Consider the following 17632-nt stretch of genomic DNA (forward strand, 5'->3'; position numbering starts at 1 on the left):
TTGTACATGTAGGTTCTTTTGTTGTCGTATATGATCCATTGAATGTATGGCCTGTTGCTTTTATTGTTTCTGTATCAACTGCCTTACACCTCGAACAGGTTCTCTTTTTGCTTCCATCGGTAGTACAAGTTGCCGCTTTAGTTGTTGTCCATGAGCCATAACTATGCCCTAATGCAGCTATGGTAATTGTCGAAACAACTGCTCCGCATCTTGTGCATCTACCTTCTTTTTTACCTGTCGTTGTACATGTCGGCTCTTTTGTTGTCGTATATGATCCATTAAATGTATGGGAGCATGTTGCTGCCAGTACTACAGTACTTAAAGTACTATATTCCTCAATGCCGCTTTTTATTTCTTGACTTGTCCCCACAAATAATGTATTTTCTGCAGTTTCAATATCATTTATATCCAAGTTAGATATGGTATTCTCTTTATCATTGCCTGAAGCATATTCACAACCGCATGCTTCATCTTCGCATTCGCAGTCCTCATGTTCGGTGCAACCGCACATTTCTTCATGTCCGCTTTCGCAGTCCTCATGTTCGGTGCAACCGCATATTTCTTCATGTTCGTCTTCGCAGTCCCCATGTTCGGTATAACCGCATATTTCTTCATGTTCGTCTTCGCAGTCCCCATGTTCGGTATAACCACACATTTCTTCATGTCCGTCTTCGCAGTCCCCATGATGACAGTTTAACGAATTTACTACTGTCCCTTCAAAACCGTTTTGTGCACTTACAACACCTATATTAGGTGCCTCAAAACAAAAAGATACCATCATAAATACAATTAGGACAGCAGAAATAAAACTGTTCTTTTTCATTTAAAACCCCCCAAAATATCTTTCTATTAGTTGTGTTAAGTATAAAGGAAGCCCTTCTACTTCCCTCTACTATGCTTGATTTCCTCCTTTCCCGGGTTAATTATTAATTTCTATGTCTTAATCCAGATGCATCTTGAGTATGACTTTACACAATAAGACATTAAAATTCATTAGTACAATACACACCAATTGATGTCACATACCTTCTATTAAACCTAAAAGTAAACTGCATTTATCAATATCTAATCGGTATCTTTTTGTATATGCTTCCTCAAATTCATATGGTGCAATAAAAAATATTCTTACGAAATATGTAGTTTCCCTATTATATTGACATAAATATCTTATTTAACTAATTATATATCATTTTTCGACATAATCAAAGCTATATTTGGGTCAGTTTTCTATTTAAATAACCAAAACTTTTCTCTTGAAAAACTACGTCTGCAACTTAAAAATTCAATAATAGTCGGCAATAAAATATCAGGAGACCTTCTGAAATTTTTTAGCCGATTATTGGGTTTTTATGGGTGCGTAGGGGATTAAAATAAATTACTGTGTTTCGAGATATAAAATTAATAAATTATTCACAGTTTATTAATCAACAAAAGATATTATTAAGATATGAGGTTGCTGCTAACCCCTTAAATATAAATTTATAACCTTAAAAAGAGCTTAAGCAAGCTCTTTTTTAATGCCAGATAAGTACATTACGTAAATCAATTGCCTATTACTTAAGAATCGGCAAAACGTACAGTAAGGTCTGCCGGTATATTTAATCCCATTTTTGAATTTCTTATTCAAAGTGTATCTATATATTTCGTAAAACGCACTTTTCAATGAATATGAGTTCAATAGTAAAATCTATTTACAATTTCTATTCAAGTAGATTTTACTTTTTCATCTTACCTTAAAAATAATGTAACTAAGAATTCACTTTTTGTGATATACTTATATTAAAGGAGTTGATTTAAATTGGCACAATTTTGCACCTGCGGTTCATTGATTATCAACGACAGTTGTACTAACAAGAATTGCAGCAACAGAGCAGCAAGCAAGCCTTCATCTGCAGGAAAACGGACTGCTAAGACAGCCAAAGCTGCTAAAGCTGATACATCGGCAAAAAGCACCCGTACCAGAAGGGCTTCAAAATGTATTACTTACAATCTATATGATAAAAAGGCAGAAGAGAGTTAATTAACTCTCTTCTTTTTAATTCATTCATCTTAAGATATTGTTTATGACGTAGCATCAACACATTACTAAGCTGGATCATACCCCACTACAGTCCATATTCCCGTACTATCCTGTCTTATCAGCCTCTTTAAATATACCTTGCGCACAGTTGTGATGTCTCCGCTTACCTCCACTATTGCATCTATGCCGTTGTTCTTTATAATCTTCATATCTTCATAATTTACAGGGTACTCTCCTTCAATGCCTTCTGGGGAAATCTTCAGGCTGACAAAAACCTGAGCGACATACACAGGGTCCAGCTTCCAAGGGGAATGCCCGGCATCCACGCTTTTTTGCTCATTTTTCTCAGCTTCCAAATCAACCGCAACTTCAATCTGAGGCTTATCCGATGCTACTTCCTCTCCCGATGGTATCTGGACTGGGTCCAATGCTATACTCTCAATGAATAAAACTAATTCATCCATTGTGACATCACCTATTACAGCATATTCAAATCCGGATTCCTGCCAGCGAATTGAACAAATATCCGCCATCCCCGAATACTGTCCACCTCCGTTAAGCACTCCAAGGCTCTCTTGTACAGGAGATTGAATTTCTGCAGTATTGCTTCCCACCTTGCCCAAAACTGACGTTGAGGCAGGCTTAAACTCATCTGTTGCTTTTTCCTGTAGAATAATCACTCGGCTTTTCTTATCCTTCGATGTATAACTTAGTTTAATAGCTTTCATGCCATCTGTTACCGCTATACTGTCCCTTACATACCCCTTAGGGAGATTTTCCGGAACTTTCGGAGTAAATCCAGCTATTTCTGCCGCTTCTTCAATGTTGTTTACCAATTGCTCGGAATTTTTATCTATTTCCTCAAAGCCTTGGGGTAAGTCGTAAGTAAGAAGCTCCCCAGGTATATTGTCACTAAACTCAATACTCGTGTAGGTTACCCTGTACTGGATTGCATTCACCATCGCTCTCTGCCTCTGCAATGGCAGATTAGTCTCTTCATCAATCCATATTTGATAGGATTCTCCCCCTTTGGGTAGCACTTCAAGTATTGTGGCCTTTCTTCCAGCAACTACATCCTTCCCAATGGTTTTTATCTGTGTAGCATTCTTAGCATCATTTATTTCATTACCCAGCTCCAAGGTGAATCTGTACGGATCAGGGAAGGCAGAAAAGACATATACCTGTCCTTCATCGAGACAAACCTGCCACTTCTTCTCTCCGTTGTTTACAGTTATTAGTCCTTTTTGAAAGCCCTCAAGCTCCTTTACATAGTAGCGTCCTTCATTATCTGCCCAGACCTCCCGCATTGATTGCAAGGTCTCTTCTCCTTTAAGGTTGGTCTCAACAATGCTAAGGATTCCGTGATATGCCCTAACTTCCTTATATGCTTGCTCCATAGCGTACACAATGTCGGTTCTGCCGGGATACAGTGCAAAATTCACTAAAAGAACCAAGGCTGCAACTGCCGAAATAGCCGCTGTTCCTGCAAGCCATGCCCATTTTCTTTTTCTATTGGAAGGTTTTTGCCATAATTGTCTACCCACTACACGAGCCAGTTTCTTCGGGTAATCTACCTCAGGAAGATCAGGCTCCCTTAGACTTCGAACCTTTCTTACTGTATCCATAAGCTCGTCCAACTCCGGTGAATCCGTTGGTTCATCATGCTCCTTAGGCATTTTCTCGGCGTTTAATTTATCAATGTATTCGGATAATTTCTTTTCATTGTTATCCATAGAATTATACCTCCTTCAAGTTAATCATTATTTTTTAGTATTGAAGCAAGGGTTTGCAATGCTCTGTACTGCAGCACGCGAACAGTGGACTCTTTCTTCTTGATAATTCTTGCGGTTTCGGCCACCGAATAGCCCTTGAGTATCCTTAGCTCAACCACCATACGTTGCTCCTCGTTAAGGCGATCTAATGCATTTCGTATCAATTCGCGCTGGGCGCTTGCCTCTGTCTCATCCTCAATTGCAGTTTTTTCGGCATCTATCGCCTCAATATTTACGTTTGTACCCCGGCGTTTTTTCTTACGCCATTTATCCCGCAGAATATTTAGTGCAACGGTTTTTAGAAATCCTGTATATTGCTCTATCTTTACACTGTTCTTTTGTAAATGGGAAAGTGCCTTAACATAGGTCTCCTGAGTTATATCCTCCGCTTCCTGACGGTTTTGGACTTTATAATATATAAAGCGGTATACAGCTTCCCATGTTGAAGAACAGATTTCTTCTACCGACTTCAAATCACCGTCCTGTGCTTTTTTAAACGTGTCCTCCTTCAGCATACTTCTTAGCTCCTTTTCCTTGGCCAGTTATATATACACTAATAATAACGTTTCGGAGGCCATTAACGTTACATTTAGTTATTGCCATTTTTTATTGTGTAAATGATAAATGTTTTTTCCAGCTTGTTATCGTCAATTTGATTGTATAATTCGTTTGTATTCGTGGTACTTTTTGTGGTGTTTTCATCTGGAAGGCATATGGGGGTATTAACGCTAACAGGCAATCAAAAACCCCTCAATACGACAGGTACACTGTTTTTCTTGAGGGATTTCAAATTATTCTAGCATATTGGAATTTGTGATTTTTACTAGTTTTATTCGCAGCTTTCACTTACATTACTTTGATATCAATATTTTTTAATTTTATACTTTATATCGTAATCAATTGCTTTTCTGAAGTTCTACTCAAAGCAAACCTTTACCTGATTTTATCACTAAAGTGTCATAATTCAATTCCCTGTGTAATAAGTCTACACTCACCAGTTAATCTAATCTTTTATAAGAACTTCAAAATAAGCCATTCTACCATTGGAACATTCTATCGAAGTCAAATGTTGCTGAATAATTTTCTGTAGGTATAGTTCCTGACTCTGGTACAAAAGCTGCCCACATATCTGACTTGTCCAGAGAATACAATATTCTTAATGTTCCTAGCTTTCCACTTTCTGAGTGATTCAATGAAATTACAATACCAAGAAAATCTACATTATTTATATTAGTAACAACAGTGGCTTCTTTCTTAAATGACCCTTCTGCTGATATTAACCATTCCGGATTGCGCCCAACTGGAGAATACCCATCGCTAGTGCTATCTTTGTTAAAAAATGTTATGCCCAGACTCCACTTATAGCCTTCGGGTATTTCCGGATATGTACATTCAATATAATATTTTCCGTCCTCCTTCACAAATCTCAATTGGTCTGCTAACTTGAGCAAAAACTCTTTTGATTTTTCAATCTTTATTCTGCCATAGGCATCAACATCTGTCGCCTCATTAAAAGCTATTCCATCATAGTATTTAACTGACCCTACCGTAGGATTAGGTGAAGGTATTACATCACCATTCATATCCATATAAACCGTTTTTATATCTGCATTTCACTTCACACTTGCTCCCAATGCTTCACTTACAAACCTTACCGGCACAAAAGTCCTGGACTCTTTTAATAATGCTACTGTATCCATTTGTTTTTTCTGTCCGTTTACTTCATAATTCTTATTCCCTATTTGAAGCACTACTTTTCTTCCGTTTAATGCTATTGTTACTTTTTTCGTATTTCCATCCCACCCCACATCTGCGCCTAGAACTTCTCCAACAAATCTGATAGGTACCTGGGTTCTTGAATTATCATCAATAAACGGCTCTACATCCGGAAAATTTATTTTTGTGCCATTTACTACTACTCGAATCGGCATATCAACGGCAAATGTTGGCACTGAGAATAAGTATGTAATCACTAATATCACTGTTAATATTTTTGCAATTCTTTTCATTTCAATTTGCCCTCCATCTATACTTCTTGCTTGCTTTGTTTTATCTCTATCAAAGCTTTATTCTTCTTTTTCGAAGAAATGTTCAATTTCGTTTATTTTCTCACCAGTTTCATCAACTTCATATATATATACACCATCTATTAACCAAAATGCAAACACCATGCCTTTGCTTTCTGGATTTACGCAATAAACCACCTCGTCTGTATCTAATTTTTTGAGCTGTGTCATATAATCATCTATTACTACACAGTCTACACTAAACAATCTTGTCCTAGATAAATGCTGATCTTTCATCATACTCCTAGTCCTATTCATTAAAGTTAATGAAGTTCCTCCAGTATAAGGATTTTCAATATCTTTTTTGTACAAATCATGTAATGTATTCATAACCCCTGCATAATCACCAGTTTGAGTAAAATTCCTCAAATAAGCAGCCTCAATGGCATACTCCAAAAACTTTTCAGCATTAGTCTTTTCTTTTTTATCTCCTGCATTCTGTGTACTCTGTGTCGAATTTGATGCCGATGTATTAGAAGGTTGATTATTTCCTTCCTCGCTGCCACCACAAGCCGATAATAAAGATACTACACATATTATTACTGCTACTAGTATTAACTTTACTCTAATCATTCTACAGCATCCCCTTCCCTAAAAAACATATCTCTATATTATTATCCTTTATAAGTGTATTCCTACTGCCCCGCCATTTTCAAATGTACCATATCCTACAGAGAACGCTTCGGACTTTCTTGTAATCGTTCCTGTTTTGAATGTAAAGCCCTCAATCAAGTGACCTAATTCATTTTTTATTTGTGCTGGTAAAATCCTCCCTGAATCAGGAGGTGCAAATGCAAGTATATCGTTTTTGTCAAAATTACCCATTGCACCTACCCAATCCACCGCTTCAGTCCTTTTCCAAATTGCGTATGTGTTGTATCCATACACCAAATCAACTATAGGTATTGTTACATTAGGTTTGTGTCTTCAACTATAGTCTGGTAATTTATATGATTTCTCTCGAAAAAATGAAACTTAGGTTTAGCAGAGAAGTATATTTTCCCATCCTTGATTTCTATAGTCGGAGTATCATAAAATAAATCCGAAATCAACTTATTCTCCATAGTTTTTTCATTTATTAATGTTGTTGAACATACAACCTTTATATATCTCTCTTCTATTAATTTTTTATAAAGTTCAGGCTCTATTTCATATTCAAATATGATTTTCTCTTTAATTGCTTCTTCCAGATCTTTATCTGAAAAACCGTATTGAAAATCTTTATCATATATAATCAAATCCTTATATTTCCAGTATCCACCACTATAATGCCATAATTCAATCCCGTTTGTAAATGGAACACATGAACCTATAATCTTACCTTTTGGTTCTATATCCACACCATCTATAAGAACTTCAATATCCAATGTTTCTGCCTTAACTACTCTACCATCATACTGCAAAGAATATATAATTGTTACCACCGTTATTATAGCCATTACTATCCAAAAAATACTTTTATTCATTTCTTACCTCCATTTCCATTTTACCACTGAAACATTTTATTAAAATCAAACGTTGCAGTATAATCTTCTGGAGATAATGCACCTGATTCTGGAACAAACTTTATTTTCATTTTTGATCTATCCAAATAATATGCTATATTCAATATTCCTAAACTCTCCGTTTCTGGATGATCTAATGAAACCAAAATGCTAAATAAATCCACGTTGTTTATATTAGTAATATCTGTAGCTTCTTTTTTAAATGAGCCTTCTGCGGGTATTAACCATTTGGGATTGCGTTCAACCGGAGAATATGTAGTATAAGTACCGTCTTTATTAAAAATTGCAATACCTAACCCCCACTCATAACCTTCGGGTATTTCCGGATATGTACATTCAATGTAGTATTTTCCGTTTTCCTTCACAAATCTCAGTTGGTCTGCTAGCTTGAGCAAAAACTCTTTTGATTTTTCAATCTTTATTCTGCCATAGGCATCAACATCTGTCGTATCATTAAAAGCTATTCCATCATAGTATTTAACTGACCCTTCCGTAGGATCAGGTGAAGGTATTACATCACCATTCATATCAATATACACCGTTTTTATATTTGCATTCCATTTCACAGTTGCTCCTAATGCCTCACTTACAAACCTTACCGGCACAAAAGTCCTGGACTCTTTTAATAATGCTACCGTATCCATTTGTTTTTTCTGTCCGTTTACTTCATAATTCTTATTCCCTATTTGAAGCACTACTTTTCTCCCGTTTAATGTTATTGTTACTTTTTTCGTATTTCCATCCCAGCTTACATCTGCACCTAGAGCTTCTCCAACAAATCTGATAGGGACCTGCGTTCTTGAATTTTCATCAATAAACGGCTCTACATCCGGAAAATTTATTTTTGTGCCATTTACTACTACTCGAATCGGCAGATCAACGGCGAATGTTGGCACTGAGAATAAGTATGTAATCACTAATATCACTGTTAATATTTTTGCAATTCTTTTCATTTCAATTTGCCCTCCATCTATACTTCTTGCTTGCTTTGTTTTATCTCTATCAAAGCTTTATTTTTCTTTTTCGAAGAAATGTTCAATTTCGTTTATTTTCTCACCATTTTCACTAATCTCATATATGTATACACCATCCATAAACCAAAATGCAAACACCATACCTTTACTCTCAGGATTTACACAATAAACCACCTCAGATGTATCTAAATCTTTAAGTTGCGTCATATAATCATCTATCACTACACAGTCAACACCTAACCCTCTTGTTACAGACATATTACTATTTTCAATATAAGATGCCGTTCTATTCATCACATATATTAAACTACCTCCAGTATAAGGATTTGTGATGTCTTTTTTATACAAATCATGCAATGTATTCATGATTCCTGCATAATCACCTGTCTCAGTAAAATTCCTCTTATCAGCAGCTTCTATGGCATACTCCAAAAACTTTTCCGCATTAGTCTTTTCTTTTTTATCTCCTGCATTCTGTGTACTCTGTGTCGAGTTTGCTGTCGATGTATTAGAAGGTTGATTATTTCCTTCCTCGCTGCCACCACAAGCCGATAATAAAGATACTACACATATTATTACTGCTACAAATATTAACTTTACTCTAATCATTATCCAACATCCCTTTCTTTTATAAATCATATTTTTATGTTAATATCCTTTATACAGGATAACATCAAACTTTATTCTTTTTGCATCTTCGGTCCTCAATTCCTTTGGCATAAAAGGTTTTGTCGCAAACAAATACTTTATCGAAACTGAAGATTCGATACGCATATAGGTACTACATTCTGACATTTTAAAAGTTTTATTTCCTGAAACAGTCCTCATATTTACCTGTATCAAATCAACTATTCTTTTCATTTTCACGTTCTTGTTTCTGAAAGGACATATCATGCTGCTATTTCCACTAAATTAGATATTTATTATCTGTACTAAATTTGTTAGCAATTGTGGCATTATTAAAGGCTTTACCCTCTTCCTCCCTAACACCTACGAAGCATTTGTCAATATTTTAATCATAGACTGCAAGATCTGATTTAACCGATATATCGAATGCGCTCTCACTTTGCCCCAATATTGCTTTCACTCGTATTCCTTCGACCCAAACGGTGGAAGGAATAATTATTATTAATAAAACAATGTACAAAAAGTTGATATTATCCCTCCTATTTACTAAAAAATCTCATAAGCGATTCCCCCTATCACTCCGCAACTTTGCATATCCACTATTTTTATGCATATAATAATAGATTTCTCAAAAATCAATGACTCAGTAATAAAGATTATAGTATAAAATAGCAAATATGCCAATATAATTTTTATAAAGCTATCAAAAGACAATTTATTAATTAATATTAAAATATTTTAATGGAATCACTCCTCATGCTCTCTAAGAATATTAATCCTAACCTTTGCACTAAAACGTTTTGCATAAATATAGGAGTAAACTTAAACCCCTCAATATAACAGGAATCCTGTATTTCTTGAGGGGTTGCAAAATTATTCTTAGTATATTAGAATATAAAAATTCTTGTGACTTTTACTCTTTTTATTCGCTGCTTTCATCCACATTACTTTGTCTTCCGTATCCCTCACTATAAACCACTTTTATCGAAGGTGTTCCAGAAGCAGCTTCACTTTTCAGCTCTTCTAGCATTGTTTTGACTTCATCGGTCAAAGTCCCTTCGGGTATTACTATGATGAATGTTCTTGAAGTCACTCCTCCAACACCTTTAGTCTTTGAACCAAATTTATTAATACTGCTCTTTAATGAGCTTTTTGCTTTTTTGATATCTTTATAGGTCTCACAATCTAAGTTGATGCTTCTAACCTCATACATATCCCCAGTATCCGGATATCTATTCGGATATTTTTCTAGCTCTTTCGCAGTAATCTGTTTACCATAGTCAAAAGGAGCTTTATCCCATAAAGACTCTTTAACTTCTACCGGTGCCGATGCATCTCCATTCATCCAACCTCTAACGGTTGCACGTTGTTCCATGTGAATTTCAGGAAGGATATTTATCGGCAGTGATGTCTTTATCTTATATCTCACTACAATATCGACGCTTTTATTATCAGCAAATACTCTATTGCTAAAGCTAAAGGCTTCTAACGGATCCTCCCCTTCATTTACTACAATGTAAGCACCTGGCCCACCCTTGCTGTTAAAAATTCTTTCATCAATGTATTTTCTCATGAAGAGTTCAATTATAGGTTCCGATAATTCATCCTTAATTTTCTCAAATCCTGCACTAAAGAATAAGGAAGCAACACTGATGAATTCTTTCCTGGGGTTCTCCTTTACTTCTCCAAATACATCCTTAACAGAGCCTATTGAAATTTTACTTTCCTCATACAATTCCTTCAATCTGTCTATTTGAGTTGAATCACCTGTTGCTAATCCTTTAAAGGAATCTACACTCTCCTCCGAAATATCTCCTAATGCATCAAAGGCCTCTAACACCTGCTTTGTATGGTCTGATGCAGTACCTCCATATTCATCGGCTGTTTCTGTAGCAGCATCATTCAACTCCCGAAGACCGGAAATCGAATAAAGATAGCTGTAGGTTGCAACTTCATTGGCTGCACCGTTTATTGCATACTGGACATTATTATGTATGTACACAACCTTCATGAAAAAAGCTATAGATAAAAAAACACACATAAACAGGGGCAACGAAATTGCAGCCTCTACAGTTAATGACCCATTCTTTTTTTTCAACAGATCTCTTAAAACATTCATACTTTCACCTTGCTCTTGTTATTTAATAATATGCTCTTGTCCGGCATGTTAACCTGCTGTTCTCAAGCTCGTACACTCTTACTTTGCAAGAATTAGCTTATATCATCATATATTGAGCCTTTTACGGTGATCTTGATGCTCTCTAAAACTACACCCTTCAATGCATCTTTTATTGATTTGTAGTCCACATCAGACATTCCATTTAAGTTTATGTCAGAAAGTCTAACTGTGATATAGTATTCTCCATCAGCCATTTTGGGGTGAGTATAAAACTTTTTATTATCTTTGTTTATTATAATTGTAACCTTTGTCGTCTCAGTTATTTTAAATACATTTCCCCCTGCAACATACTCGCGGTATTTATACTTATTATAACTGTCCAAGCTACCTGACAAAGAATAACCTTCCATAGACATTTTCCAATAGTCGTGACTTCCGTTTTCATTTTCATCATCCACCATTTTGGAATTATGCACTATCTCCTCCACTACCTTTTTGTAGCGACTAGAATCTTTGCTTCTGTCTAATACAGTTATCAGTTCTTCACCGCCTATGCCCTTGTTGTTTTTTGTGGTCAATACTCCAGGGTCTGTATAAGGCCCATTCGCAATATTTACAGCCTGGTTGTTAGCATCAATATATACCAGATTTGATTCATATCTGAAGGAGTTGATTAGTGCATTCACAAGCTCTTTATGCTCTCTTGTATCATCCTGGTTATTCTTATAGTTAACAGTTGTGACTTCAAATGTATATGTACCTGTCGGATTAAAGTAATAGCCTGATTTTATCGGATAGTCGTAATCCTTCATGCTTATGTCTGTGGCAAATACAGCCTTGTCGTAAAGTGAGCTGTCGTATTTCATTCTGCTAGCTGCATCCCGGGCTTGTCTGTAATCCTGAGCCATTGATCTGGTTACATCCCAGTCGACATCAGCACTGCACTGCTGCACAAATTGCCTTTCGTATTTGCCAGGCACTGATTTCCATACTGTTGGATTTTCATTTACATCTAGATCACACATATAGCGTATTACGTTGAATTTAATAGGATTGTTTGTCCACAGCATTCTTGCTTTTAAATCTGTGTCATAATTATTACTTATTTTATTTTCATACTCCTTTTGGTTCAAATCCTTTTTGCCGTTGTATACATATGTATTTATTTGAACCTCATGATTCCCTCTATTAAATGCTGCCGAAGTTGATAGACTTCTTGTGTGTCCAGCGCAATCTTCCTCCTTGTCACAGTAATATGTATACGTGTAGTTTCTTTTAACATTACCTTCATAAGTAACACTTGCCTTTCTTTGGATTGGTTTCGTTGGATCGGCCAAGTCAAGATATTTCTTCTCCAAAGGGTTGTCTCCAAAATCGCTTCTTTGTATTTGTGCATTTATTTTTGGCTCCCTAATAATTGTTTCACTATCTTCGTCAACCTTAGGGTTATTTTTTACTTCAAATTTGCGCAATAGGTCTTTATCTTCATTGGTTACATTTAGCTCACCTTTAGCATTTCCATCCCAACTACCTCTTGGCAACCTCAGTTCCGCCTTAATTTCATTTCCATCAGCAAGATCAAAAGAAATATCTCTTGACAAAGCATAATATGGCAAGTTAACTACCTCTAAATTATCAAATGATTTTACAACCTCAATTGTGTCGCTTACGACATTATTTTCCAAATCATTTTCTTCTGGATTAGTTCCATCTTCATTGACCGCGAATTTTACATTTACATCACAATCCGGCATAGTAAAAATAGCATAGAAAATATGATCGCCTTTTTCGTCACCTTCTGGAAAAACACTTATTTCTCCTTCGCTTTTAACCTCACCATCCTTTCCAATATATACTACATCTAATTCTCTATCCTTTTCAGGTGTGATTTCCCATGTAAAATTAGTTGTTTCCTCATTTAAAAATGTAGAATTAACTACAGCTGAAATAGTGATGGTATCTCCTTTTGCCGCGCTTTGGGGTATATTTTCAAAATGTACAGAAAAGTCCCTAGGCTCTTTTGCTGAATAAAATGTAAACTTGATGGGGTAGTCAAAGTGTATCCCCACTGCGCCGCCATTTTTAAATGTACCATACCCTACAGAGGACTCTTCGGACTTTCTTGTAGTCTCTCCTGTCTTAAATGTAAAGCCATCAATTAAGTGACCTGATGCATTTTTTATTTGCGCTGGTGAAATCCTCCCTGAATCAGAAGGTGCTTCTGCAAATATATCCTTCTTATCAAAATAACCCAAAGCACCTCCCCAGTCCACCGCTTTAGTCCTTTTCCATATTGCATATGTATTGTATCCATATACTGGATCGACTATAGGTATTATTACATTAAGCTTATCTCCTATTATACTTTGGTAATTTACATATCTCCTGTTATAGAAATGAAATTTAGGTTTGGCAGAAAAGTATATTTTTCCATTCTTAATTTCTATTGTTGGCGTACCATAAAACAAATCTAGAATCGACTTGTTTTCCATAGTAACCTCATCTTTTAATGTCGTTGAGCATACAACCTTTATATCTCCTTCTTCTATTAGTTTTTTATATAGCTCAGAGTCTATGGCATAATCGAACTTAATCTCTTCACTAATGGCTTTCTCAAGTGCTTCTTCATCGTCAATATTGCTACCTAAGTCCTTATCATTTATTATTAAACCCTTGTAACCCCAATAACCGCCACTATAATGCCATAATTCAATTCCCTTTGTAAAAGGCCCATACTCACCAATTATTTTACCTCTTGGTTCCTCATCTACTCCTTCTATAAGAACTTCAATTTTTAGAGTCTCTGCTCTTACTATATCAGGAGCATAAAAGCCAAAAGAGAAGATATTCTGAATTATTAGTGCGAACAACAGTATATGGAGAATTTTTCTACACATTGTTTTGCCCCCTAATTCATTCTACCATTGGAACATTTTATTGAAGTCAAATGTTTCTGAATAATTTTCTGTAGGTATAGTTCCTGACTCTGGTAAAAATTTAGCTCTCATATCTGACTTATCCATGGAATAAACTATATTCAGTTTTCCTAAGCTCTCAGTTTCCGGATGATCTAATGAAATCAAAATACCAATAATATCCACATCATTAGTATTCGTGACATCTGTCGCTTCTTTCTTAAATGATCCTTCTTCTGGTATTAACCATTTGGGGTTGCGCCCAACTGGAGAATATGTAGTATAAGTGCCATCTTTATCAAAAACCGTTATACCCAAACTCCACTCATAACCTTCGGGTATTTCCGGATATGTACATTCAATGTAGTATTTTCCGTTTTCCTTCACAAATCTCAGTTGGTCTGCTAGCTTGAGCAAAAACTCTTTTGATTTTTCAATCTTTATTCTGCCATAGGCATCAACATCTGTCGCATCATTAAAAGCTATTCCATCATAGTATTTAACTGACCCTTCCGTAGGATCAGGTGAAGGTATTACATCACCATTCATATCAATATACACCGTTTTTATATTTGCATTCCATTTCACAGTTGCTCCTAATGCCTCACTTACAAACCTTACCGGCACAAAAGTCCTGGACTCTTTTAATAATGCTACTGTATCCATTTGTTTTTTCTGTCCGTTTACTTCATAATTCTTATTCCCTATTTGAAGCACTACTTTTCTTCCGTTTAATGTTATTGTTACTTTTTTCGTATTTCCATCCCAACCCACATCTGCACCTAGAGCTTCTCCAACAAATCTGATAGGTACCTGGGTTCTTGAATTTTCATCAATAAACGGCTCTACATCTGGAAAATTTATTTTTGTGCCATTTACTACTACTCGAATCGGCAGATCAACGGCGAATGTTGGCACTGAGAATAAGTATGTAATCACTAATATCACTGTTAATATTTTTGCAATTCTTTTCATTTCAATTTGCCCTCCATCTATACTTTTTGTTTGCTTTGTTTTATCTCTATCAAAGCTTTATTCTTCTTTTTCGAAGAAATGCTCAATTTCGTTTATTTTCTCACCATTTTCACTAATCTCATATATGTATACACCATCTTTAAACCAAAATGCAAAAACCATACCTTTACTTTCTGGATTTACGCAATAAACCACATCGTTTGTATCTATTTCTTCAAGATCTGTCATATAATCGTCTATTACTACACAGTCTACACTAAACAATCTTGTCCTAGATAAATGCTGATCTTTCATCATACTCCTAGTCCTATTCATTATAGTTAATGAAGTTCCTCCAGTATAAGGATTTGTGATATCTTTCTTGTATAAATCATGTAATGTGTTCATAATTCCTGCATAATCACCAGTTTCAGTAAAATTCCTCAAATCAGCTGCCTCTATCGCATATTCCAGAAATTTTTCAGCATTAGTCTTTTCTTTTTCATCTCCTGCCTCATGCGTACTCTTCCCCGAGTTTACTTTCGGTGAATTAGAAGGTTGATTATTTTCCCTCCCACTGCCACCACAAGCCGATAATAAAGATACTAAACATATTATTATTGCTACAAATATTAACTTTACTCTGTTCATTATCCAACATCCCTTTCCTTTATAAATCATATTTTTATGTTAATATCCTTTATACAGGATAACATCAAACTTTATTCTTTTTCCATCTTCGGTCCTCAATTCCTTTGGCATAAAAGGTTTTGTGGCAAACAAATACTTTATCGAAACTGAAGATTCGATGCGCATATAGGTACTACATTCTAACATTTTAAAAGTTTTATTTCCTGATACAGTCCTCATATTTACCTGTATCAAATCAGCTATTCTTTTCATCTTCACATCCTCGTTTGTAAAAAGCAAAAACAGCCTAAGGTAATCAGCATACTTCATAGAGAGGAAAGACCCCTTAAGGTTTGTTTTCATTATCTCTGAATCACTTGTATTGCCGATAGAATCAATAAATTTATTTACTTCCTCTTTTCCTTTGTCAGCAGTTTCCTTGAATGTCTCTTTGAACTCTTTAACAAAATCTTCTTTTTGCTCTTCAATTCCATCTTTTATATTATTTTTCACTTTCTTTTTGGCTTCCTGAATAGTATTAAAAATCATACTATTTACTTTTTTACTTGTTTCATCAATGTTATAGCCCAGCAATTCCTTCCCTTCTGCAAGTTCTTCAGTAAGTTCTGCTATAGCTTCTTTAAGATTTCTATCTTTATATTCCTCAAGAAAATCTGTATAATTAACTCCTTGAATAATGTCGGGCACATAACTGCCTACAGCACTGTTTTCAACAGTTTCCATTTGTTGAAGAAGCAAAGTTTGAACTTTACTGCTAATCTTATTCATTATGTCTCCTATTTCTCCCTCAGCTTTAACATTTAAACTTGCCTCTAAATCATCAAAAATATTCTCTGCGGAATGTGTTCCTTCTTTAATAGGATTTTCAATACTAGCAAATGCTTTATCTACCAGTAAATCTACTTTTGAGTCAATGTAGTCTGCTATAGTTGTAGTCGCATTTTCCAGAAAATCGTTAGCTTTGTTCTCCGTATAGTCAACCACTTTCTCAGAAACAAATTTCGCATTTTCTTTAGCTGTATCAATAATTTCATTTGTAATTGTTGTCGAAAGTCCTTTAATATCCGTTATCCATGTATTCCTCGTTTTAAATATTGGTACACTATCACCCTTTAACAGCAAATATACATCGAATAAAGATTCCGCCATAGCCCAAGCCATCATAATCAACGTGTGTATTATGGGCACACCTACACCACCAGTCCAACCTGCTACAATTGTAGCAACTTCTAGCGCCCTGTTGAACTTTACCGGATCAGTATATATGGCTATTACATTCAACGCAAATCTCACAAGAGTAATTTGTGCCTTCACTGTATCTATGTTCTTCTCTTCATTGGCAAACCCTCCCAGAATGTATTCTACATCCGCATTATTTGCATCAAAGAACACCGGCCTGTTTTTCATTAAATCTCCTCTTAAATCCAAGTCCTTTTCCATGTCTGTGCTATAATTTGCGAAGCTTCCCATTATGTACTCATTTATATATATTTCATCTCTTAAGTTATAAATTCCATCCGCAAATATATCAGACAATTCGGAAATATAATTCAGCCCATTCTTTGAAAACTCCGTATTGTCCTTTGAAAATGATGCCTTTCCCATGTCCACAACTGCAAGTTCTTTCCCGGCTACGCCCCCTTTTGCCTCTCCTCCTGAAGCGATAATTCCAAGTATATTATACACATGTTCCATGTCAGTTTTTATTTCTTCAAGCTCCGTCGGCTTATATCCCTTATTTGACGGTACATCTTCAGGCATTGTCTTCTTGCTTTCCTTTATCGGCTTTTCATCCTCGGGTCCGCCTTTTTTAGTAAACTCCCCTATGGCATCCCTGGGGTCCTTTTCACCTTCCTTGGGCTTATCGGAAATTAACCCTTTGTCTGCATAATAGTCAATGGGATTGCCATTGTTTTTGCCTTTGTACTCTCCTATTTTAGCCTTTACTGTCTCAATATTGAGTCTTTCACGCACTGCGTCAATATCCGGAACTGCATTTTCAAAATCACTCAGGCTAAGCTCATCTATT

At 35.6% G+C, this 17632-nt stretch carries 14 protein-coding genes and 2 pseudogenes; 1 reads left to right on the forward strand and 15 read right to left on the reverse strand.

Translation table 11 applies throughout. From position 1 onward, the window contains the following. Positions 1-823, reverse strand: a pseudogene (locus EFD62_RS16225) (dockerin type I domain-containing protein); the annotation flags it as partial. A gap of 975 nt (positions 824-1798) precedes the next feature. Here EFD62_RS16225 and EFD62_RS16230 point away from each other — a divergent pair. Beyond that, a complete protein-coding gene (locus EFD62_RS16230; RefSeq protein WP_069194862.1) occupies positions 1799-2020 on the forward strand; it encodes a hypothetical protein in 222 nt (73 codons plus the stop codon). A 65-nt stretch (positions 2021-2085) separates the two neighbouring features. Here the strand turns inward: EFD62_RS16230 and EFD62_RS16235 are convergent, their stop codons facing one another. From EFD62_RS16235 to EFD62_RS18135, 14 genes and pseudogenes are all read right to left on the reverse strand, one after another. Then, positions 2086-3753, reverse strand: a complete 1668-nt coding sequence (locus EFD62_RS16235; RefSeq protein ID WP_069194863.1) for a LolA family protein — start codon at positions 3751-3753, stop codon at positions 2086-2088. A 20-nt stretch (positions 3754-3773) separates the two neighbouring features. After that, on the reverse strand, positions 3774-4307 hold the full coding sequence (locus EFD62_RS16240) for an RNA polymerase sigma factor (protein ID WP_069194864.1): 534 nt from the start codon (positions 4305-4307) through the stop codon (positions 3774-3776). A 522-nt stretch (positions 4308-4829) separates the two neighbouring features. Further along, positions 4830-5801, reverse strand: a pseudogene (locus tag EFD62_RS16245) (copper amine oxidase N-terminal domain-containing protein). A gap of 57 nt (positions 5802-5858) precedes the next feature. Beyond that, positions 5859-6431: a hypothetical protein gene (locus tag EFD62_RS16250; RefSeq protein ID WP_069194865.1), complete on the reverse strand. Its 573-nt coding sequence runs from the start codon at positions 6429-6431 to the stop codon at positions 5859-5861. Between the two features lie 48 nt (positions 6432-6479). Next, complete coding sequence (locus EFD62_RS16255) at positions 6480-6701, reverse strand: hypothetical protein (protein ID WP_069194866.1); 222 nt, start codon at positions 6699-6701, stop codon at positions 6480-6482. 65 nt (positions 6702-6766) lie between these two features. Then, positions 6767-7324, reverse strand: coding sequence for a hypothetical protein (locus EFD62_RS16260; RefSeq protein ID WP_069194867.1), 558 nt, complete (start codon positions 7322-7324; stop codon positions 6767-6769). Between the two features lie 20 nt (positions 7325-7344). Continuing rightward, positions 7345-8316, reverse strand: coding sequence for a copper amine oxidase N-terminal domain-containing protein (locus EFD62_RS16265; RefSeq protein ID WP_069194868.1), 972 nt, complete (start codon positions 8314-8316; stop codon positions 7345-7347). A gap of 57 nt (positions 8317-8373) precedes the next feature. Continuing rightward, on the reverse strand, positions 8374-8946 hold the full coding sequence (locus tag EFD62_RS16270) for a hypothetical protein (RefSeq protein ID WP_069194869.1): 573 nt from the start codon (positions 8944-8946) through the stop codon (positions 8374-8376). Positions 8947-8985: 39 nt separating this feature from the next. Beyond that, positions 8986-9231 (reverse strand): DUF5702 domain-containing protein, encoded by a 246-nt coding sequence (locus EFD62_RS16275; protein WP_069194870.1) that lies wholly within the window; start codon positions 9229-9231, stop codon positions 8986-8988. Positions 9232-9886: 655 nt separating this feature from the next. After that, complete coding sequence (locus EFD62_RS16280; RefSeq protein WP_069194871.1) at positions 9887-11083, reverse strand: TadE/TadG family type IV pilus assembly protein; 1197 nt, start codon at positions 11081-11083, stop codon at positions 9887-9889. Positions 11084-11175: 92 nt separating this feature from the next. Beyond that, positions 11176-13980, reverse strand: a complete 2805-nt coding sequence (locus EFD62_RS16285) for a hypothetical protein (RefSeq protein ID WP_069194872.1) — start codon at positions 13978-13980, stop codon at positions 11176-11178. A 21-nt stretch (positions 13981-14001) separates the two neighbouring features. Further along, a complete protein-coding gene (locus EFD62_RS16290; protein WP_128706507.1) occupies positions 14002-14973 on the reverse strand; it encodes a copper amine oxidase N-terminal domain-containing protein in 972 nt (323 codons plus the stop codon). 57 nt (positions 14974-15030) lie between these two features. After that, complete coding sequence (locus EFD62_RS16295; RefSeq protein ID WP_128706508.1) at positions 15031-15603, reverse strand: hypothetical protein; 573 nt, start codon at positions 15601-15603, stop codon at positions 15031-15033. A 39-nt stretch (positions 15604-15642) separates the two neighbouring features. Next, positions 15643-17632: DUF5702 domain-containing protein (locus EFD62_RS18135; RefSeq protein WP_235832688.1), on the reverse strand; the 1990-nt coding region annotated here is incomplete at its 5' end.

The organism is Acetivibrio mesophilus (assembly GCF_004102745.1).
Lineage (GTDB): Bacteria > Bacillota > Clostridia > Acetivibrionales > Acetivibrionaceae > Hungateiclostridium > Hungateiclostridium mesophilum.

Excerpts from the sequence above, each read along its gene's own strand:
- EFD62_RS16235 (WP_069194863.1), bottom strand. The coding sequence starts at position 3,753 with ATGGATAACAATGAAAAGAAATTATCCGAATACATTGATAAATTAAAC.
- EFD62_RS16240 (WP_069194864.1), bottom strand. The coding sequence starts at position 4,307 with ATGCTGAAGGAGGACACGTTTAAAAAAGCACAGGACGGTGATTTGAAG.
- EFD62_RS16250 (WP_069194865.1), bottom strand. The coding sequence starts at position 6,431 with ATGATTAGAGTAAAGTTAATACTAGTAGCAGTAATAATATGTGTAGTA.
- EFD62_RS16260 (WP_069194867.1), bottom strand. The coding sequence starts at position 7,324 with ATGAATAAAAGTATTTTTTGGATAGTAATGGCTATAATAACGGTGGTA.
- EFD62_RS16265 (WP_069194868.1), bottom strand. The coding sequence starts at position 8,316 with ATGAAAAGAATTGCAAAAATATTAACAGTGATATTAGTGATTACATAC.
- EFD62_RS16270 (WP_069194869.1), bottom strand. The coding sequence starts at position 8,946 with ATGATTAGAGTAAAGTTAATATTTGTAGCAGTAATAATATGTGTAGTA.
- EFD62_RS16275 (WP_069194870.1), bottom strand. The coding sequence starts at position 9,231 with ATGATATGTCCTTTCAGAAACAAGAACGTGAAAATGAAAAGAATAGTT.
- EFD62_RS16280 (WP_069194871.1), bottom strand. The coding sequence starts at position 11,083 with ATGAATGTTTTAAGAGATCTGTTGAAAAAAAAGAATGGGTCATTAACT.
- EFD62_RS16285 (WP_069194872.1), bottom strand. The coding sequence starts at position 13,980 with ATGTGTAGAAAAATTCTCCATATACTGTTGTTCGCACTAATAATTCAG.
- EFD62_RS16290 (WP_128706507.1), bottom strand. The coding sequence starts at position 14,973 with ATGAAAAGAATTGCAAAAATATTAACAGTGATATTAGTGATTACATAC.
- EFD62_RS16295 (WP_128706508.1), bottom strand. The coding sequence starts at position 15,603 with ATGAACAGAGTAAAGTTAATATTTGTAGCAATAATAATATGTTTAGTA.